This is a genomic window from Paraburkholderia sp. RL17-383-BIF-A, from assembly GCF_046028015.1.
GTDB lineage: Bacteria > Pseudomonadota > Gammaproteobacteria > Burkholderiales > Burkholderiaceae > Paraburkholderia.
On sequence record NZ_JARESR010000001.1, the window covers coordinates 422,250 to 441,148 of the forward strand.

The following is an 18,899-nucleotide window of genomic DNA, read 5'->3' on the forward strand; positions in this document are numbered from 1 at the left end:
GACCTTCGCAAGGCAATACCCTTACGAGCTGGTTTCGCTTCCCGCTGCGGTGAAGAGCCCAAGCTTGCTGAGGATGGCGCGCGCCTGCTCGACTTCCTCCGTCGTGCCATGAACGATCAACAGGAAGCCATTAGCTTTGACCGCCGTTTCGTATTTCACAGCGTCGTTCTTCGGCACGCCGAGTTCCGCCAGTGCCGCACCGATCGCCGTCACGCCGCCGCCGAGCACGGCACCCTCGAGCGCGGACACGACAGCCGTCACGATCGGACCGGCGAGGCCGACCACGCCGAGGCCCGGTACCAGGAACAGCGCCGGCGTCAACAAGAGGCCCCAGATGCCGCCCCAGAACGCACCGGTTGCACCCCACGATTTGATGCGGTCGCCTGCGGTATAAAAGCCGACGGCGTGTTCCTCGGAGTGATAGCCCTTGCCGACGATAGACAGCCTGGTCATGTCGAAGCCGTTCTGGCTCAATTCCTTGACGGCTTCGTCAGCGGCGTCGTGGCTCGAAAATACTGAAACGACGGCGTTGTCCTGATTCATTGTTTAGCTCCTGGTACACCATCACGATGAGGTCGTTGCGTGGGATACGGCGCGGCCACGAAAGACGTTGTCATCGCTGGCCGCGTCGCGGGATTCAAGTCGCGTTCGCGTAAGCCGAGTGTCGCAAAAGCGCTTCGGTTTCTCTTTTCGATTCGCACGGTGATTGCCATACGAGCATTACTCTGTGCCTTGCGATGACACCGCCAGTGCCGTGCGATCCCATCCGCCGCCAAGTGCTTTCAGCAACTGCACGCTTGCTTCCACACGTCTTGCCTGAACCTGCGCTTCGGTGCGCTGGTTGGTCAGCGCAATGGTTTGCTCGGTGACGACGTCGAGATAACTGACGGCGCCGGCCTGATAGCGGTTCTGGGTGAGCTTGAGCGAGAGTTCCGCGGCGGCCGTGGCGCGCCGTTGGCTTTGCGCTTCGCTCGCGAGCGAGTCGAGCGCCGAAAGCTGGTCTTCGACCTGCTGGAAAGCGACCAACACGGTTTGCCGATAGTCGGCCACCGAGCCGTCGTACTGCGCCGTGGCGCCCTTTAGCGCCGCTGTGCGCTTGCCGCCGTCGAACAGCGTGCCCACCAGTTGCGGACCGATCGACCAGAACAGACTCGGCGCGGTTAGCCATGGAGAGAAGAAGGTGCTCTCGAGCCCGACGCTCGCGCTAAGCGTGAGGTCCGGATAGAACGCGGCCTTCGCCTGACCGATCTGCGCGTTGGCCGCAGCCACGCGCCGCTCCGCCGCCGCGATGTCCGGGCGGCGTTCCAGCAATTGTGACGGCACGTCCGCCGGAATCTGCGGCACGGGAATGGCTTCGATATTCGGCGGCAGTGAGAAGGACGACGCAGGCACGCCGATCAGCGTCGCGATGGCATGCGTCAGCTGGGCGCGTTGCACCTCGATATCGGTGGCTTGCGAGCGGGTGCTTTCCAGTTGCGCTTCGGCTTGCGCGGTAGCGGAGGCGTCGATGGCGCCGTCGGCCAGTTGCTGCCTGAGAATATTCAGCGCCGCAGCGTAGGCGCTCACGCTGTCGTCGAGCAGCTTCTTCTGGATGTTGAGCGCACGCAGCGCGAAGTAGTCGCGCGCGAGATCGGTGCTCATCGAAAGTCGGACTGCCTCGAGATCGGCTTCGCTGGCCTGGGCGGAATCGCGCGCGTTCGTCACGGCGTCGCGTACGCGTCCGAACAGGTCCGGTTCCCACGAGGCGGCTACACCCATCGAATAATCGGGCACGGTCTTGCCGGCGAGGGAATGGCCCTCCACGTTTTGCGAGAGACGTGTACGCGATTGTGCGGCGCCGGCCGTCACGGTCGGCAGAAAGCCGGAGTGCTGGTAATCGATCAGCGCGCGTGCCTGCTGCAATTGCGCGACGGCTTTTTGCACGCTCTGATTCGACACCGGCAGCTGATCTTCGAGCTGATTCAGTTCAGGATCGTTGAAGACCGTCCACCAGTCGCCGCGTGGCTGCGTATCGACTGGTGTTGCAACGGCCCAGCCGGATGCCGCCTGCGCGGGGCTGGTGGGCGCCGCGTAGCGATCCGGCACGGCCGTCTCGGGCACCTTATAGGCGGGCAAGGTGGAGCATGCCGTCAGCGCGCATGCCACAACGGTCGCCACGGTCTTGCGTAGGAATGTCAGGGACAGGGCGCGCATGGTCGGCTTCCTTGGGGTGAACGGCATTAGCCGTGTGCAGCCGACGCGGCGGAGGCGGCCTTCGTGACATCGGCAGCGGCAGCGGGCGCCATCACCTGCACGGCCTCGCCTGCGGTGATCGCATCGCCAGGGTTGTCGATCACGCGATCGGTCGCGGTGAGACCGGTGGCGATCTCGACGTAGGTGCCGAAATCGCGGCCGATCGTCACGGTCTTCAGCGCGACCAGGTTGTTATCGCCGACCACGGCCACGGTCACGCCGGTCGGACGGAACAGCAAGGCACTTACCGGCAGTTCGAGTGCGGGATGCGCGGTGTCGAGGGTAAGATGGACCTGCACATAAGCGCCGGGACGCAACGCGCCGTCCTTGTTGTCCACGTCGACTTCCACGCGCATCGTGCGGCTCGATGGGTCGATCACGTCGGAACTGCGCGCGACCCGCGCCGGGAACTGGCGGCCGGGATACTGCTGGGTCGTCAGATAAACCTGCGTTCCCACGCTGACGAAGCTCGCGTCGTTTTGCGGAATGTCGGTGAAAGTACGCAACACATCCGTCTGCGCGATGTGGAACAACTCGTTGGCGGGCGCGGCGAGCCCGGGCGTGCCGCCCGCCGTGACCAGCGCTCCCACATCCACGTTGCGCACCGTGATCACGCCATCGAACGGCGCGGTGACTTTCTCGTACGACACCATCTCCGTGAGGCGCGCGACATTTGCCTGCGCCGACGCCAGCGTCGCGTGTTTGGCCTGCATGTCGGCCGTTTTGCTGTCCGCGTCCTGCTGCGAGACGGACTGCGTTTGCAGCATCTGCTGCCAGCGTTGCGCGGTGGTATTGGCGTAGTTGTAGTTGGCTTGCGCAGTGGCCGCATCGGCGCGCGCCTGCTGCAATTGCGCGTCGAGTTCCGGCGTTTCGATGGTGGCGAGCAACTGGCCGGCTTTCACCTTGGCGCCGATATCGCTGGTCCAGTGCTGGATGTAGCCGCTGGTTCGCGCATACACCGAGGCATCCGCATAGGGCATGACGGCGCCCGGCAGCAGCAATTCTTGCGAAGCCGGCGCGTGGCCGGGCGAGACGACCTTGACCGTCAGCGCGGTTTGCGCGGCAACCTGTTGGTCCAGCGCCGAACTGGCCCGCAAGCGCGGCACGATGCCGATGATCAGCAGCACAGCGGCGACGCCCGCGAGAATCAGCGGCAGACGGTAGCGGCGCAGTGCGCCGGCGCGGACGGTCTCGCGTGGCGGCACCGGGCGCAGGGTAGGCAGACCTGCGTTGGTGACGGCGCCGTCGTGTTCCGGAGTGGCATCAGGCGTGTTCATGATGGAGTCCTATCGTGGGCATTGGTTATTGAGCCTGGCTAGCGGTGGTAGCCGTGGTAGCGGCCTGGCGGGCGCGGCGCTTCGCGAGCAGGCTGTGAACCAGCGCGAACACCACCGGCACGAACAGCAGCGTGGAAATCGTGCCGATGCCGAGGCCGCCGATCACGGCGCGGCCGAGCGGTGCGTTCTGTTCGCCGCCATCGCCGAGACCGAGTGCCATCGGCATCATACCGATCAGCATGGCGAGCGCCGTCATCAGGACGGGACGGAAGCGGCTGAAGCCGGCCTCGAGTGCGGCGACGAGTGGATCGGCGCCTTGTTGCAGCAACTCGCGCGCAGTGTTGATCACCAGAATGCTGTTCGCCGTGGCGATGCCGATGCAGAGAATCGTGCCGGTCAAGGCAGGCACGCTGAGCGTGGTGTGAGTGGTGAACAACATCCACGAGATACCCGCGAGCGAGCCGGGCAAGCCGCTCACGATGATGAGCGGATCGAGCCACGACTGGAAGTTCACCACCATCAGCAGATAGACAAGCGCGATTGCGAAGACCAGGCCGGTTTCGAGGCCGCCGAACGATTCGTTCATCGATTGAACCTGGCCGCGGATCACGATCGACGAACCCGGCGGCAACTCGGCGCGCGCCGCATCGACGAGATGCGCTACGTCCGTGGCGACGCCGCCCAGATCGCGCCCTTGCGTCGACGCGAAAATGTCGAGCACCGGCTGCACGTTGTAGTGCGAGACGGCCGCTTGCTGCGTGCTGCGCGACATCGTACCGAGTGTGCCAAGCAGATTCTGTGGACCGGTGGTGAGGCCGAAGGTCGTGATCGGAATGTTCGCGAGCGTCTGCAGCGAGTGAATGTCGTACTGTGGCACTTCCGCCATCAATGGATAGCTCACGCCGTTCTTCGGATCGAGCCAGAAGTTCGGTGTGGTTTGCGAGCTGCCGGACAGGGCGATCAGCAGGTTCTGCGCGACGTCGCGTTGCGTGAGGCCGGCCTGAATGGCCTTGGTGCGATCCACGTCCACGTCGATGGCGGGTTCGTCGCCCGGTTGCTGGATGCGGGCATCGACGAGACCGCGCACGCCGCGCAGTTTTGCCAGCAGGCGATCCGCCACGACGCGATTTTCTTCGAGCTTGTTGCCGACGATCTGGATATCGATCGGCGCGGGCAGGCCGAAGTTGAGAATCTGGCTGACGATATCGGCCGGCAGGAACGAAAATGTCACGCCGGGAAACGACGCGTTCAGCACGTTGCGCAGCTTCGCCACATAGCCCGCGGTCGAGCCGGCGCCGGGCTTGAGCGTCAGCATGATGTCGGCATCTTCCGGGCCGACCGGATCGGAAGAGTCGTAGGTCAGGTTGATACCGCTGACGGGCACGCCGATATTGTCGAGCACAGCCGCCTGATCCTGTTTGGGAATTACGCTGCTGATTTTCGCTTCGACTTCGTCGGTGATGCGGGCGGTCTGTTCGATTCGGGTTCCGGTGGGCGCGCGCAGATGCAGACGGATTTCTCCGGTATCGACGGCAGGGAAGAAGTCGCGCCCCGCGAACGGAATCAGCGCGAGCGAACTGAAACACAGCACGAGGAAGATCGGAATGAAGCGGCCACGATGAGCAATCGCGCCTTGCAGAACGTTGCGATAGCCGCCGCGAAATGCCTCGAAGCGGTGTTCGAAACGCGCCTGAAACCGGACCAGCCCGCCGAACCTTCCTTGTGCGGCTTTGCCGTCTTTCGAAGGCGCGCGCATCAAATACATCGCGAGTGTCGGAATCAACGTGCGCGAGAAGAAATACGACGCGCACATGGCAAACACCACGGCTTCCGCGAGTGGCACGAACAGATAGCGCGCCACACCCGAGAGCAGGAACATCGGCACGAACACGATGCAGATCGACAGCGTGGACACGAAGGTCGGCACGGCAATCTCGCCCGAGCCGTTCAGGATCGCATCGTGTAAGGGCTCGCCGGTTTCCAGATGATGCGTGATGTTCTCGATCGCGACGGTGGCGTCGTCGACCAGAATCCCGACCGCCAGGGCGAGTCCACCCAGCGTCATGATGTTGATGGTCTCGCCAAGAGCGGACAGCGCGATCAGCGATGTCAGCACAGCGAGAGGTATTGATACGGCGATGATCAGCGTGGCGCGCCAACTGCCGAGAAACAGCAGGATCATCACGGCAGTCAGGCAGGCCGCGATCAACGCTTCACGCACCACGCCGGTGATCGCCGACTTCACGAATAGCGACTGATCCGAAAGCGGCGTGATGACGAGTGCCTTCGGCAAACCTGCGGCGATCTTCGGCAGCATGTCCTTGACTTGCTGAATGATCGTGAGCGTCGAGGCGCTGCCGGTTTTTTCCACTTGCAGCAACGCCGCTCGCTTGCCGTCGCTGCGCACGATATTGGTTTGCGGCGCATAGCCGTCGATCACGTGCGCCACGTCACGCACGTACACCACCGCGCCGTTGATCGTCTTGATCGGCAGATTGTTCAGCGCGGCGACCGTGTCGGTGCTGCCGTTCATTTGCACGTTGTATTCGCGGGTGCCGATCTTCGCGGTGCCACCCGGCAAGATGAGGTTCTGCGCATTCACGGCGTTGACCACGTCAGCCGGCGCGAGCCCCTTTGCCTGCAATGCCTGCGGATTGAGTTCGACCATGATCTGGCGGATCTTGCCGCCGAACGGCAGCGGCACGGCCGCGCCTTGCACGGTGGCGAGCTGGGTTCGGATGAAGCTGTTGCCGAGGTCGTACAGCGTCTGTTCGGGAAGCGTATTGCTCGATAGGCCGAGCTGAAGTACCGGTACCGTGGAGGCGTTGTAGGTGATGATGTTCGGCGGCAGCGTGCCCGGCGGCAGCACGCGCAGAATCGACGCAGAGTTCGAGGCGGCTTCGGCGATGGCGCGGTTGATGTCGGCGCCGGGGTGGAAAAAGATCTTCACCACCGACACGCCGTTGAGCGATTGCGATTCGATATGTTCGATATCGTCCACGTCGGTGGTCAGCGCGCGTTCGTAGTTCGATGTGATCCGATGCGCCATATCTTCGGCGGAAAAGCCGTTGTACGACCAGACAATGCTGACCACCGGAATGTTGATATTCGGAAAGATGTCCGTCGGAGTGCGGATGATCGCCAGCGGGCCGAGGATGAATAGCAGCACGGCCAGCACGATGAACGTATACGGTCGTTGCAAGGCAAGTCTGACGATCCACATGACGGATTCCTGATGACAGAAGCCTGATGCGTTCAGGCAGGTGTTGCACGGGGGACGGATAGTGTTGTCGAGTGAGCCGGAGCGGTCACTGGTTATGGCAGGAGATTAGCGTCTTTCGAACTGCGAGGATTCGCTGCGAGGCACTGACTTTGCGAATTCGCACGACGGCTGTACGCGAACGATGCGGCGGCGCAAAAAACAGAGCGCCAACGGTGAGACCGCAGGCGAGCAGTCGGTATAGCCGTGCGAATACGACAATTACGGGCGATTAGAAAGATCGCGCTCGCCGGCTATCGCCAATACTGCTCTGACGTTCGGCACACCGGCAGACACCGGTCAATCACCTCGAAAGGAGCAATAGCAATGGCATATTTCACTACCAGAGACGGCACGGAAATCTATTAAAAGGATTGGGGTACAGGCCAAACGATTACGTTCTCCCACGGCTGGCCGCTTGACGCGGACGCATGGGACGCGCAGATGATGTTCCTCGCGCCGATTTGCATGGCAGGTTTGGCCAGCTTGCGAGGATCGAACGACAGGCCGGCGGAAGCAACGCGGCAGAAAGAAAAAAGGCCCGCATGGCGGGCCGAATCCACATCAGGAGGAGACATGGAGGAGACGAAAGAAGTGTAAACCTCGCTCACGAAAAATGCAGCGAGGGATCCGGCAACACAGTGTTGCGCGAGACTGAACAGTGAAGCGGCACCTTGCAGCAACCGCTAGAACGTGTGCCGCATCCCGAGCGTCGTCACCATCTGCCGATTCGTCGACGACGAGGTGTAGCCCTGAATATCCGCCAGCGCGCCCCCGCCGGCTTGCTGCAGGTAGACCATCAGCGCAATGTCGGTTCGCTTGGACAGGTAGTAGTCGGCGACGAGGTTGAGCTCGTTCCACTTCGGTTTCTTGCCCGTAATGGTGTAGTCACCGGTCGTATAAACGTACGCCGCGCCAAGCAGGAAATCAGGGCGGACATAGTAATTCGCGCTCAGGCTGAAGTTCTGTATGTTCAGGTGCTGACCGTCGAGATAGTTGAAGTTGACGTCGGTATAAAGCGCGCCGAGCTTCAGCAAGCCAAAGCTGTAAAAACCACCCGTGCCGAAGATTCGCTGTTTCTTCGCGTAGGCGTGGGTGCCCAAAGCGCTGCGGTCGAACGTCAGGTAGGTGGGCGAATAATCGGTATCGATGGCGCCGGTCGGGTTGGTCGCACTATACGGCGAATCGAACTCCGTGTACGCGACGTTCCAGTTCAGGCTGCCATAGTTGTAGCTCGCGCCCGCGCCGAAGCTGCGGTTGTCGTTGAAACCGGTTGTCGAGTTACTGAAGCCGTACTGCGCAGTGGCCTGGAAACCCGCGATCTTCTGCGATGTGTACTTGATCGAGTTGTTGACGTGCAGGTTGGCGTACGTGTTGTCGTTGTCGCCAATCGTGCCATTCCAGTTGTACGCGGTGTTCAGGCCGAGCAGGTCTTCCACGGTGTCGTATTGCCGCCCGAACGTGAGCGTGCCCCACTTCGTATTGGTCACGCCGATATACGATTGACGGCCGAATAAGCGGGCATTAAATGAAGCATTGCCGTTATAGATATTGAAGCCGTTCTCCAGCGTGAAGATGACGCTGGTGCCGCCGCCGATATCTTCCTTGCCGCGCAGCCCCCATCGCGGCGACTGGTTCGTGCCGCTGACAGCCTGATAGGTGTGGTGGCCGCCCTGATTGGTCGAAAAAGCCCAGCCACCGGAAATAAGCCCGTAAAGCGTGACACTGCTCTGCGCGAAAGCACTCGAACAGATCGTTGCCACGCCGAAGCCGCACGCAATGAGCGATACTCTGATTTTCATCTCTTTACCTAAAATATAAATATCTGAACAGAAGCTTGAGCTTGCGTGAGCAGCCTGACTTTTCTGACCTGATTGAAGCTATCGATCGATAAATAATGCGATGGTTTAGCTCGTCGGTACGGGTGAACGCGCGCGGACTGCGCAAGGTCGACGACGCATCCGGGCTGGCTGAGACTTCTAGTGGCGCAGCCTCGGGTGAGAGTTCGCTGAGCCAGTTCGCAGGTTATTCACTCCAAAAAAATAGATATATGGGGTGAAAATGCAACGCAGCATTGCGTTGTCTGCGATGCAGGCGCGGGGCATCGTATCGGGAGGCGACGCGCGAACATAGGCCGGCATGCACATGAACATGCGCTTACTCAGGAATGTCCGTGTCGTTCAGGTCACACACTCACGTCACAGCGCGTCGCCTTGCAATACAGGGTTCGCTGCGTACACGGTGCTGAGGAATTCAATGAATACCTTGAGTTTTTTTGGAAGGTGCCGGTTCGGCACGTACAGCACCGAGCCTCTCATCTGCACCACCCTCGCTTCTGCGTCGACCATGAAATCCCAGTTGCGCGCGCGCCCGGTATCCGCCGATACGTAGTTCACGCCGAGGTGGCGATCGAGGTCGTCGATCGTTTCGGGCATGCCATGCAGCGCGAGATAATCGGGCGACGCGCACGTGCAGGTTTGCATCGTCCCGATACGCTTCGCGACCAGACCCGAATCGTCCAGCGTATCCACTCGCACGACGCAGTCGACGCCTTCACCGACCACGTCCACGTGACGATCCGTCAGCCCGAGCTCAAGGTCGATGTCAGGATACTGCGCGACAAAGGCCGGTAGCGCGGGGATGACGATATGCTTGGCCATCGCCATTGGCAGGTTGACTTTCAGGCGCCCTTGCGGCGAGACCTTGGCATGTGAGAGCGAGCCTTCCATATCATCGATCTCGTTGAGGACGCTGACGCAGCGCTCGTAGTACATGCGCCCGTCTTCGGTAAGCGACACTTTGCGAGTCGTTCTTTGCAGCAGCCTGCAACCCAGGCGATGCTCCAGCCCTTGCAGAAGCTTGGAGACCTTCGGCGCGGTCGAGCCGAAGGAGTCGGCCGCCTTCGTCAGGCTTCCCGCCTCGACGATCCGCACGAACACTCTCATTGCGTAAAGCGTGTCCGTTCAAGGTCTCCCTTTCTCACGGTTTGGGTGTTACGCGCGTATCGCTAGCGCCTTGCTGGTACGCGGAACACCGAAACGGCGGTTTCCAGATCGCCGGCCTGCGCTTCAAGCGACAACGCCGCCGCGGAGGCCTGCTCCACTAACGCCGCGTTCTGCTGGATCACCTGATCCATCTGGGCAACCGCGCGATTGATCTGCTCGATTCCGATCGACTGCTCTTCGGATGCCGAAGCAATTTCGCTCATCAGATCGCTGACCTTGCGCACCGAATCCAGAATTTGCGTCATCGTCTGACTCGCGTCGTCCACCTGCTGCGCGCCCGCCGAGACGCGGGACAGCGAACTGCCCGTCAATTCCTTGATCTCTTTGGCGGCCGTCGCGCTACGCAGCGCCAGTAGGCGGACGTCGCCCGCCACCACGGCAAAGCCGCGCCCCTGGTCGCCGGCGCGGGCCGCTTCGACCGCCGCGTTCAGCGACAGAATGTTGGTCTGAAACGCAATGCCTTCTATCACGCTCGTGATCTCGGCAATTTTGTGCGAAGAGCTGGACAGTTCCTTCATGGTCTCGACCACCTTCAGCGACGCCTGATTGCCCTGATCGGTCAGCATGGCGGTGCTCGTCACCAGCTGTTTGGCCTGCTTCGCGTGCGCGGCGTTCTGCCGTACGGTCGACGTCAACTGCTCCATCGACGAACTGGTCTCTTCCAGCGACGCGGCCTGCTCTTCGGTGCGCTGCGCAAGATCCACGTTGCCGACCGCGATTTCACGCGCCGCCGTGTCGATCGACGTTGCGCCGTCCCGCACCGCGCCGATTGTGCTGACCAGTTTGCTTTGCATGGCTTGCAGGCCGTCCATCAACTGGCCCATCTCGTCGCGACTAAGCACCTCGATCTGCGTCGTGAGGTCACCGTCGGCAATCGCTTTGAAATGGCGGAGTGCCTGATCGAGCGGGCCGCTGATCGCGCGTTGCAGCGACCACCAGGAGAAGGCGGCTGCGGTCAGGGCAATCAGAATGCCGGCTAGCGCGAGTTCGACGAAGCGGCGAAAGCGCGCCTGTGCCGCTGCATAAGTGGCGCGCGCGGAGGACACCTGATACTTGCCGAGCGTGTCCATGGCTTCCGTCACGTCGATGAAAAGCGACGGTGGGGTATGCAGGGCGGCATCGACGAGCTTTGCCGAGTCGTGGGCGGCCAGCGCGTCGAACATCGGTTGAATGCCGTTGGCAATCAGGGCGTCGAGCTTCGCGTTAGTGAGTTCGGTGAGGCGGCTTTCTTCAGGACCATCTGCTGGCAACGCGCGATAAGCCGCCCACGAATTGCGCGAAGCGCTCAGCAGTTTTTGGGCGTTCTGCACGTTTTGCGGGACGCTGGGACTCGTTGGGTCGAGCGCGATGCGATAGAGCCACAGACGCATTCTCGATAGCGAGACGCTGGCCTCGCTGAGCGCGGTGGAAGAGGCGAGCTGATTTGAATAGAGTTGCTCGACGTCGCTATTACTCATCGACACGCCGGCAATGCCCATGGCGCCGCCGATCACCAGCAGCAGGCCCAGAAAACTCACGGTGAGCGCGAGGCGCGCGCGGATACTGATATTCTTGAACACGGTATGGACGAAAGTTAAGTGGACGCGGGCACAGCCGCGTCGGCAAGAGGAGAAAGACACGGGCGCCCGCTTGAGTCATGCACGGGCGCCCGATTGACGGTGCTGGAACGCGAGTCCGCGTTGGCGGGTTCGGCTCAAGAAACGTTGGCTGTCCCGTGGCGGGCGAGTTGAGCCCCGGCCCACAAAACCGGCTTGCTGCGTTCGTATTGCGGCGGGTAGCTGATCGAATCCGCGACACCGAGGGTGTGAGCCGCGTGCCACACCCAGCGCGGATCATCCAGAAAGGCACGGCCGAGCGCCACAGTGTCCGCCTGCCCCGAGGCGATGATCGCCTCGGCTTGTTGCGCATCGGCGATCATGCCGACCGCGCGCGTGTGGAGCCCGACATTCGCCTTCACTTCGGCGGCGAACGGGACCTGGTAACCCGGTTGCACGGCGATGCGGGCGTTGACGACGCCGCCCGTGGTGACGCACACATAATCGGCGCCACGCGCTTTCAGCGCATTGGCGAACGCGATGGTCTCGACCACTTCAATGCCGCCAGGTGTCCAGTCCGAGCCGGTGATGCGCAGGCCGAGGCACACCTTGGCCGGAATGACTTCGCGAACCGCCGTCGCCACTTCCAGTGGAAAGCGCATGCGATTGTCGAGCGAGCCGCCGTACTGATCGGTGCGTTGATTGGCCAGCGGCGACAGGAACTGATGCATGAGGTAGCCGTGCGCCGCGTGAATCTCGATCACGTCGAAGCCGAGGCGCAGCGCACGGCGGGTCGCCGCGACGAAACTGTCGCGGACCCGCGTCATGTCGGCGTGCGTCATTTCCTTCGGGGTAGGCCAATGCTCGCCGGCCGCGATTGCGGAAGGACCTTCCGTGGGCCACGGATCTTCAAGCGGGCCCAAGGCCGCGCGGCCTTCCCACGGGCGTTGGGCCGATGCTTTGCGTCCCGCGTGGTTGATCTGAATGCCCCAACGCGTCTGTGGCGGCGCCACGCGCCGCGCCGCGTCCATCACGCGCGCGAGGGCGGCCTCGTTCGCGTCGCTGTAGAGGCCGAGGCAGCCGTGCGTGATCCGGGCCTGACGCTCGACCGCCGTGGCTTCGAGAACGATCAGCCCTGCGCCGGAAATGGCGAGCTGCATCAGATGCATCAGGTGCCAGTCGTTCGCGCATCCGTCGTCAGCGCTGTATTGGCACATCGGCGAGACGACGATCCGGTTCGGCAGTGTGACGGGCCCGACGGTGATGAGGGAAAACAGGGTGGATGTCATGCTTCATCTCCAGCAAGTTGCAAGTTGATATCGCTGACATGGACGAAGTACTGACTTTCCGGAAAAGGTGGGGAACGTCGAACTGTCGATGCTCGCTAGCAATAGGAAAACTAATCGAATCGTCAGATGTTTCAGGTGAGGCGGTTGTCCGCGGACTTCGCGCACACCCCGCTGTCCGGATCGGATCGAAGTATAAATGATCAAATGATAAAAAAAGAACTTCGCCTCACGGAGCGTGGGCGTGGCGCAACGCCAGCGCACCGACGTCGCGACCCACATCGCGCGGAACCGACGCACCGTCGCCGGCCCCATGCATGAACGGGCATTTCGTTTCAGTCGACATGCGCCTTCTCCGTGATGGGTTGGAGTCAGCTTCCGCTTATTCGGCGCGCGTCGATTGCGTGCAACGCACGGCTTTTCAAATGCGCACGACATTATTTGGATGCCGGCCGGCAGGTTCGCACGGCGCTCAGGTGGGGACGGCAATCGCGTGTTCCGCGAAATCGATGAACGCATGAACCTTTCTCGAATGTCGGCGATTCGGCAAATAGGTTGCGTAGACGAAGGCGTCGCCGCCTTCGGGTGTCGCCTGGGCGTCGGTGAAAAGCGCCGTCAATCTGCCCGCCGCCACGTCGGCGCCCACCAGCCATTGCGGGAGGAGGGCGATACCGTGACCGCCCAGCGCGGCGCCGGCCAGCATGTCCAGGTTATTGGTCAGCAGTTGTCCATTCACGTCGACGGTTTCGGACCTGCCCGGATAGCGGAAGACCCATCGTTGCCGATTGCCGGGCTTGTAGACGAAGCGCAGGCACTCGTGGCGAATCAGTTCGGACGGCGCCTGCGGGGCGCCTTTTCTTTGCAGATAGTCCGGGCTGGCAACCACGAATCTTTCGCTCTGGCGCAGCCGCTTCACGATCAGACGATCGTCCGCGGTGGGGACGCCGACCCGCACAGCCAGATCCAGACGTTCGCTGACCAGGTCGAGATGGTTGTCCGACACTACCAGCTCGAGGTTGACGCGCGGATTCTTCTTCAGAAACGTGGCGATATGCGGGGCGATATGCAAACGACTGTAGGTGGCGGACACGCTCACTCGCAACGGTCCCATCGGATCGATTCCGCTATCGATCACGCTGTCGTCGGCGCCCGCCAGATCGGTCAGCACCTGACGAACCTGTTCGACGTAGGTCACGCCGGCGTCGGTGAGCGAAACGTTGCGTGTGGTGCGCGTCAATAGCGAGGTACCTAGCGACGCTTCCAGGCCATCCATCAGACGCATGACCGATGAGGTGGTCTTGCCGAGCTCGTGAGCGGCGGCCGTAAAGCCCCCTGATTCCGCAACGGCGAGCAGCGTTCGCAACGCTAGCAGCTTGTCCATACTTTCTCCCACGTCACGGCATCAGGCCTGCCTGTTTGAATCTTTCCAACGCTCTCCGATCTTTTGCGAAGCGTCAGAGCTTGACCGCGGCGCGGCGAATCACCCGTTCGCCCTCGCTCGTTTTCACGCCCATCGCGTACAGTCCGGAGGTCTTCCGGTTGTAGCGAATCTCGAACGGAAAGTCCGACGGCCGGCCGATCTCGCCGAGCCATGCCGCGAGCGCGGCTTCGTCTTCGCCGATCTCGATCCAGTTGAGCCCCTGGCCCTGTACCGATCCCGTGCCCGGCTCTGTCGGCAGGCTCGCGGTGTGCGGTCCGTTACCCGGCTTGAAGTACAGGTTGGGCTTGCCGATTGGCCATGCCGTCAGCGCGCTCGGCGTCTGCAACGCAAAGCCGCGCTTGCCGTTCATCATCTGACGGCCGGCGTCCTTGCCGGTGGTGCTTTCGTCGACGACCGTGTTGTGATGTCTGGCGAAAGCCTTCAACTCGTCCAGCGAGTCGGTGCGCAGGCACCAGCCCACGAAGCAATCGCCTTCGCGCGTCTGTTGCTCGAAAAAACTGGCCAGCGGTTGGCCTCGCTTGAGGACCGTATGATCGACAATGCCTTCGACTTCGATGTAGATGTCCGGCGCCAGCGGCACGACCTTGTGGCCGATGCCGTAGAGCGGGAAGAAGCCGCCGTCGTAGTTGCCGAAGCCAGTTTCGCGGCTCAGCCGGAACGTGGCTTCGTAGACGTTTTGTGCTGCAAGACAGACGTGGTCAAAGTGGATCATTGAGACATTCCTGATAACGGTGAACTACTGGGTAAAGCGCATTAATCGATGCTGTTCAGTCCGAGGCGCCCGGCCTCGCCCGGTTCGCCGGCACGGCCGTCGTAGCGGGGCAGCAGAAGGAACACGAACGCCGCGGCGGCCGCGAGTACCGCGCTCAGCACGAGGCCCGGCTGGTAGCTGCCCAACCTGTCGGCCAGCCAGCCAATCCCCAGCGGACCTACGCCCGCGGCGATGCACAGTGCGCCGTACTGAAACGCGTAGGCACGCGGAAACATCCCGAGACCGAAGTAGCGGGTGCACATCAGCGCGACCAGATCGATCTCGCCGCCGAAGGTCCAACCCACCGTGAACGCATACAAGGGCGCGTAGCCGATGCCGCCGAGCTTGAGCGTCAGCACGCCGGCCATGCCGACCAGACAGGAAAAGGCCATCAGCCGCGGCGCATGCACATAGTCGGAGAGCCAGCCCACGATCAGGCGCACGCAGACCGTGCCGATGCCGAGCAGGCTCATGTATCTGGCCGCCGAGGCGGCGTTCGCGCCGAGTTCGCGCAGCATCGGCGCCATGTGTTGAGCGCTGCCCGCCACGAAGAGCGTCGACAGCGTGAAGGCGAGGAACATGATCCAGAATATGCTGGTCCGTTTGACCGCCGCGAATTCTGTGGCGAGCTCGCGCAGATCGGGGGCATCGGCCGGGGCGGACTGCTCCATGGCGCTGGATTGACTGTCGCGCAGGATCAACAGCGCGATCGGCGCGCCCGCTGCGGCGATGGCAGCCAGCATCAGATAACCGGAATGCCAGCCGCTTTTGACGATCGTGGCCGCGATGATCGGCGGCAGGATCGCGCCGCACAATCCCAGCCCGACCTGAGTGAGGCCGAGCGCGAAGCCGCGGCCGCGATCGAACCATCCGCTGACGATGCGTGTAAACGTGAGACCGCTTGTGCCGCCGCCGAAAAAGCCGGCCAGACCGACCAGCACGATGTAGGCGGTCGGTGTCGAGATCAGTTCCGCCATCGCCACGAAACACGCGGCGAGCGCGAGCGCGCTGCCCGCCGCCGTGCGCGCCGCGCCGAAGCGTGACAGCAGGCGCCCCCACATCTGCAGACCGAGCGCGAGTCCCAGCGTGAAAGCGAGGTAACCGGCCCCGTATTGGGTCTTCGTGAGACCGACGGCGCCCTGCAGGTCCTTGGCAAAGAGTCCGAGGTTGTAAGAGCCCAGCCCGATCACGCCAATGCCGAGGCCCAGCGTCGAGCCGATCAGTTGCACCCATCCGCGTCTAAATTCAGCTAGTTTGTTCATCGAAGATGTCATGGAAGCGGAGGATAAATTATCCATCGATTAATATAAGGGCGAAATCGTGTTTCGATATCCGCAATCGGGAGGGGCAAATGGTGCTCGAGTTGCCGTGAATTCGGCGCTGACCTGCGCCGTGGGCGGCGGGGAGGCCTTCGCTGTGAACTCGAGACACAGCATATTCAAGCCAAAATGATTGATAAACCGGGTGCAAAAGCAACGCAGCATTGCATTGACTGCTACGCAGAGTTCGCGCAGGCGGCTTTCTCGGACCCTAGTTGCAGCGGAAGTGCTCGATACTCTGGCCGGCGGCCACCGCGCGTTTCAGCCATGCGGGCAGTTCGCCGTCGCCGCTCCAGACGTTGCCGAACGCGTCCTGGTAGCGCAATTGGCGCTGATCGTTTTCCAGTGCCGCTTGCAATGCCGATTCGGTAATGCCGCATTCGTCCATGCGTCTCCTGATCCACAGAATCAGGCGTTCTCGCGTTTGCGCATCGGGTCGGGCGATGAGGGTAGACATGATCGTTGGCGTAGTGAGGTCGAGGGAATCCATCTGGGCAGGCGTGGCGCCAATTTGACCATGGGGACTCCCGCCGTTGTTTCGCAAACGCACGGTGATTATCGAACTTGCAAGCAGAGAACTGCGACCTATCCGCCAGTGTCAGATAACGGCCTGACGCTCTGAGGCGAAGCAGCCTGGAATGGCGGGCTCGAGCAAGAAGCCGTTAAAAAGGCTGGGAGACGAGCGCGCCGCGGGGTATCGTATCCCTAACGACGAGACCCAGGAGCCACCATGCGATGCACGATCGCTCTTGAGTTCGATAACGGCGACGGGAGTGTGGTAAAGCGGGTTGAGGTCATGCGGTTGCACAGGCCCATCGACGACCAGACGCCAGGAGACGTGGGATTGTCACTCAGTGAAGGCAAGTCCTTGCTCAATTGTGTGCAGCAGGAGTTCGTTGTCGAGCAGATCGAACGTTTTTGCGCCTCGCACAGATCCTGTGTGGATTGCGGCGTCCAGCGTCGTCTGCATGATAGTCATTGCTCGGAGCTGAAGACCGCGCCAGGAAAGGTTTACTATTGCCGCGAACGACGGAAGGCCTGCAATCGCAAGGGTTCCGGCAAGGAAAATCGTGCAGAAGCCGGGAACCGGCCGTCGTCGATCGCAGTCGTCGTGGCTGCTTTGGGCAAAGCCGGTAAGCAGCCACGAGTGTGGGCTTCCGCCATGCCGCGCACCAGGCGACTGAATCAAGAAATGACACGATTCCTCGAGGACAGCGGATACGGGGATCCTAATGAAGTCGTTGTCCTGACTGATGGAGTTCGGGACTTGGCCGGCGTCGCTAATGATCTCCCATACGATAACAAGTGGATTCTCGATTGGGCACACATCGGGCGCATGTTGCGACGCGTTGAGCAGGCTATCGCGCCTCTAGCATATGGGCGACTTACGGACAGTGGATCAGCGTTTGAACTGTCGGATCTGTTTGTCCGCTTCCGCCACTACGTTTGGGTCGGACGTACTGCCGCCTGGCAGCAGTTTGCAGCTAGACTTGCTCACTTGCTTGATCTACGTGAGACACGAGATCCAGCAGTGAGCAGCCACGTCAGGAAAGCGAGCAATAGCCTCTCGAATGTGGTCACGTATCTCGACAGCAACGCCGAGTCGCTGATCGACTATCGTATATGGCAACGTGCGGGAGGACGAATCTCCACCGGCTTCGTCGAATCGTCAATTAATCGAATCGTTGGCCGTCGAATGTGCAAGAGCCAGCATATGCGCTGGAGTCGCGTGGGGGCACACAGTGTCGTGCAATTGCGCGTCGCGTTGTTGAACCAGGAATTCCACGAACTCGCGCGACGACAGTTTCCGTGGATTGGACAGCGACGTGTTACGTGGCCTTGGCAACGAACTTCCCAGTCTTTTTAACGGCTTCGTTTTGGACAGCCGTGGCATTGAGCCCCGCTGCCTGCAATCGCGATATCACTTCCGTCCAGCACGACCCATCAGCGAACAACCCATGCACGAGGACGATATTGGGCGCCTTCCCCGAAGCAGGCGTTGCTGCTACGCTGCGAGTAGAAATAAGCGACGCGGCAGCGCCGGCAACGAGGGCGGCCGAGAAGTTACGTCTGTTGATCGTCATGACCCGTCTTCCTTCTTAAAGTTGTCTGCCTGGTGAAATGTGTCAGGCGCCGCATTTGAATATCCGCGTCAACTCGCTTTCCTGTGGGCATCACTTTTTCGTTAGGCAGGCTAAAGACCAACATCCGTGGTGTCGGTGATACGTTGCCGATCGCACGTTGAACTCTGCTGGTGTGTCTGTGGCAAGGGATCTGGACACTTTTGCCACGACTATCCAGGTACTTCGCTTTTTGCTTCAGGCGCCGGCGGTACGGGTAGGATGATCTCCGAAGCCACCTTCCAGTCCTTGCCGATTTTTATCCAGTTGATTAGCAATAGAAACGGCTTGGGGGTTCCGTCCTGACCCGCATAGGAGACCGTGATATTCACTGGCGCATAGGATTGCGCTATGTCCTTCGTCAAGCCGACGACCTTGAATTTCGAATAATCCGGCCGCAGCACGACAGGGCCGGAGGTGCCGATATCGCGCAGCTTCTGATCGATCGCCTCATTACCCCAGAAGCCAGCCCAGTTCCCTTCCGTGGGGATCGCACTTTTGGCGACGAGAAGGGCCGAGGGAGAGTGCCAGAACATCTCATGGAGCGCTTTGAAGTCGTGGCGGTTGGCTAGTTGCATGAGATGGCTAAAATCCGATCGAAGTGTGTTCAGAGTCTTCGCGTCCAGGGGTTCCTTGTAGATGGTAGAAGTGCTCGCGAGGCATCCCGTAGAGAC

General features: G+C 61.4%; 15 protein-coding genes and 1 pseudogene. 2 read left to right on the forward strand and 14 right to left on the reverse strand.

Annotation, left to right across the window (positions count from 1 at the left end; all coding sequences use genetic code 11):
- Window positions 1–21: 21 nt before the first annotated feature.
- The 4 genes from P0D71_RS02060 to P0D71_RS02075 form a co-directional block, all read right to left on the reverse strand.
- Window positions 22–543, reverse strand: coding sequence for a general stress protein (locus P0D71_RS02060; RefSeq protein ID WP_408184096.1), 522 nt, complete (start codon window positions 541–543; stop codon window positions 22–24).
- A gap of 177 nt (window positions 544–720) precedes the next feature.
- Complete coding sequence (locus tag P0D71_RS02065; RefSeq protein WP_408479095.1) at window positions 721–2,193, reverse strand: efflux transporter outer membrane subunit; 1,473 nt, start codon at window positions 2,191–2,193, stop codon at window positions 721–723.
- A gap of 26 nt (window positions 2,194–2,219) precedes the next feature.
- A complete protein-coding gene (locus tag P0D71_RS02070; RefSeq protein ID WP_408479097.1) occupies window positions 2,220–3,509 on the reverse strand; it encodes an efflux RND transporter periplasmic adaptor subunit in 1,290 nt (429 codons plus the stop codon).
- A gap of 25 nt (window positions 3,510–3,534) precedes the next feature.
- On the reverse strand, window positions 3,535–6,732 hold the full coding sequence (locus P0D71_RS02075; RefSeq protein ID WP_408479099.1) for an efflux RND transporter permease subunit: 3,198 nt from the start codon (window positions 6,730–6,732) through the stop codon (window positions 3,535–3,537).
- A 363-nt stretch (window positions 6,733–7,095) separates the two neighbouring features.
- Between P0D71_RS02075 and P0D71_RS02080 the strand changes: the two are divergent.
- Window positions 7,096–7,227 (forward strand): annotated as a pseudogene (locus tag P0D71_RS02080) (alpha/beta fold hydrolase); the annotation flags it as partial.
- A 227-nt stretch (window positions 7,228–7,454) separates the two neighbouring features.
- Here the strand turns inward: P0D71_RS02080 and P0D71_RS02085 are convergent.
- From P0D71_RS02085 to P0D71_RS02120, 8 genes are all read right to left on the reverse strand, one after another.
- Window positions 7,455–8,570 (reverse strand): porin, encoded by a 1,116-nt coding sequence (locus P0D71_RS02085; RefSeq protein ID WP_091807926.1) that lies wholly within the window; start codon window positions 8,568–8,570, stop codon window positions 7,455–7,457.
- Between the two features lie 396 nt (window positions 8,571–8,966).
- The gene (locus tag P0D71_RS02090) at window positions 8,967–9,713 is read right to left on the reverse strand and encodes a LysR family transcriptional regulator (RefSeq protein WP_408479101.1); all 747 of its coding nucleotides are present in this window, start codon (window positions 9,711–9,713) and stop codon (window positions 8,967–8,969) included.
- A 62-nt stretch (window positions 9,714–9,775) separates the two neighbouring features.
- Complete coding sequence (locus P0D71_RS02095; protein ID WP_408479103.1) at window positions 9,776–11,332, reverse strand: methyl-accepting chemotaxis protein; 1,557 nt, start codon at window positions 11,330–11,332, stop codon at window positions 9,776–9,778.
- 134 nt (window positions 11,333–11,466) lie between these two features.
- Window positions 11,467–12,597: an NADH:flavin oxidoreductase/NADH oxidase gene (locus tag P0D71_RS02100; protein WP_408479105.1), complete on the reverse strand. Its 1,131-nt coding sequence runs from the start codon at window positions 12,595–12,597 to the stop codon at window positions 11,467–11,469.
- 469 nt (window positions 12,598–13,066) lie between these two features.
- The gene (locus tag P0D71_RS02105; protein ID WP_091807931.1) at window positions 13,067–13,975 is read right to left on the reverse strand and encodes a LysR family transcriptional regulator; all 909 of its coding nucleotides are present in this window, start codon (window positions 13,973–13,975) and stop codon (window positions 13,067–13,069) included.
- Window positions 13,976–14,048: 73 nt separating this feature from the next.
- Entirely contained in the window at window positions 14,049–14,747 is a 699-nt protein-coding gene (locus P0D71_RS02110) for a VOC family protein (protein WP_091807933.1), read from the reverse strand.
- 41 nt (window positions 14,748–14,788) lie between these two features.
- The gene (locus P0D71_RS02115; protein ID WP_408479107.1) at window positions 14,789–16,048 is read right to left on the reverse strand and encodes an MFS transporter; all 1,260 of its coding nucleotides are present in this window, start codon (window positions 16,046–16,048) and stop codon (window positions 14,789–14,791) included.
- A gap of 268 nt (window positions 16,049–16,316) precedes the next feature.
- Entirely contained in the window at window positions 16,317–16,562 is a 246-nt protein-coding gene (locus P0D71_RS02120; RefSeq protein WP_091807938.1) for an H-NS family nucleoid-associated regulatory protein, read from the reverse strand.
- Window positions 16,563–16,835: 273 nt separating this feature from the next.
- Here P0D71_RS02120 and P0D71_RS02125 point away from each other — a divergent pair, with 273 nt between their 5' ends.
- Window positions 16,836–17,972 carry an ISKra4 family transposase gene (locus P0D71_RS02125; protein ID WP_408479111.1) on the forward strand — a complete coding sequence of 379 codons (1,137 nt, stop codon included), beginning with the start codon at window positions 16,836–16,838 and terminating at the stop codon, window positions 17,970–17,972.
- Here P0D71_RS02125 and P0D71_RS02130 read toward each other — a convergent pair.
- A complete protein-coding gene (locus P0D71_RS02130; protein ID WP_408184083.1) occupies window positions 17,935–18,189 on the reverse strand; it encodes a lipase family protein in 255 nt (84 codons plus the stop codon). The two genes, P0D71_RS02125 and P0D71_RS02130, sit on opposite strands and share 38 nt — an antisense overlap.
- Window positions 18,190–18,398: 209 nt before the next feature.
- A complete protein-coding gene (locus P0D71_RS02135; RefSeq protein ID WP_408479114.1) occupies window positions 18,399–18,803 on the reverse strand; it encodes a Rossmann-fold NAD(P)-binding domain-containing protein in 405 nt (134 codons plus the stop codon).
- Window positions 18,804–18,899: the final 96 nt, after the last annotated feature.

Coding starts and splice junctions, on each gene's coding strand:
- P0D71_RS02125 (WP_408479111.1), top strand. CDS start 16,836: ATGCGATGCACGATCGCTCTTGAGTTCGATAACGGCGACGGGAGTGTG.
- P0D71_RS02130 (WP_408184083.1), bottom strand. CDS start 18,189: ATGACGATCAACAGACGTAACTTCTCGGCCGCCCTCGTTGCCGGCGCT.
- P0D71_RS02115 (WP_408479107.1), bottom strand. CDS start 16,048: ATGAACAAACTAGCTGAATTTAGACGCGGATGGGTGCAACTGATCGGC.
- P0D71_RS02070 (WP_408479097.1), bottom strand. CDS start 3,509: ATGAACACGCCTGATGCCACTCCGGAACACGACGGCGCCGTCACCAAC.
- P0D71_RS02105 (WP_091807931.1), bottom strand. CDS start 13,975: ATGGACAAGCTGCTAGCGTTGCGAACGCTGCTCGCCGTTGCGGAATCA.
- P0D71_RS02120 (WP_091807938.1), bottom strand. CDS start 16,562: ATGTCTACCCTCATCGCCCGACCCGATGCGCAAACGCGAGAACGCCTG.
- P0D71_RS02085 (WP_091807926.1), bottom strand. CDS start 8,570: ATGAAAATCAGAGTATCGCTCATTGCGTGCGGCTTCGGCGTGGCAACG.
- P0D71_RS02090 (WP_408479101.1), bottom strand. CDS start 9,713: ATGAGAGTGTTCGTGCGGATCGTCGAGGCGGGAAGCCTGACGAAGGCG.
- P0D71_RS02075 (WP_408479099.1), bottom strand. CDS start 6,732: ATGTGGATCGTCAGACTTGCCTTGCAACGACCGTATACGTTCATCGTG.
- P0D71_RS02100 (WP_408479105.1), bottom strand. CDS start 12,597: ATGACATCCACCCTGTTTTCCCTCATCACCGTCGGGCCCGTCACACTG.
- P0D71_RS02110 (WP_091807933.1), bottom strand. CDS start 14,747: ATGATCCACTTTGACCACGTCTGTCTTGCAGCACAAAACGTCTACGAA.
- P0D71_RS02135 (WP_408479114.1), bottom strand. CDS start 18,803: ATGCAACTAGCCAACCGCCACGACTTCAAAGCGCTCCATGAGATGTTC.
- P0D71_RS02065 (WP_408479095.1), bottom strand. CDS start 2,193: ATGCGCGCCCTGTCCCTGACATTCCTACGCAAGACCGTGGCGACCGTT.
- P0D71_RS02060 (WP_408184096.1), bottom strand. CDS start 543: ATGAATCAGGACAACGCCGTCGTTTCAGTATTTTCGAGCCACGACGCC.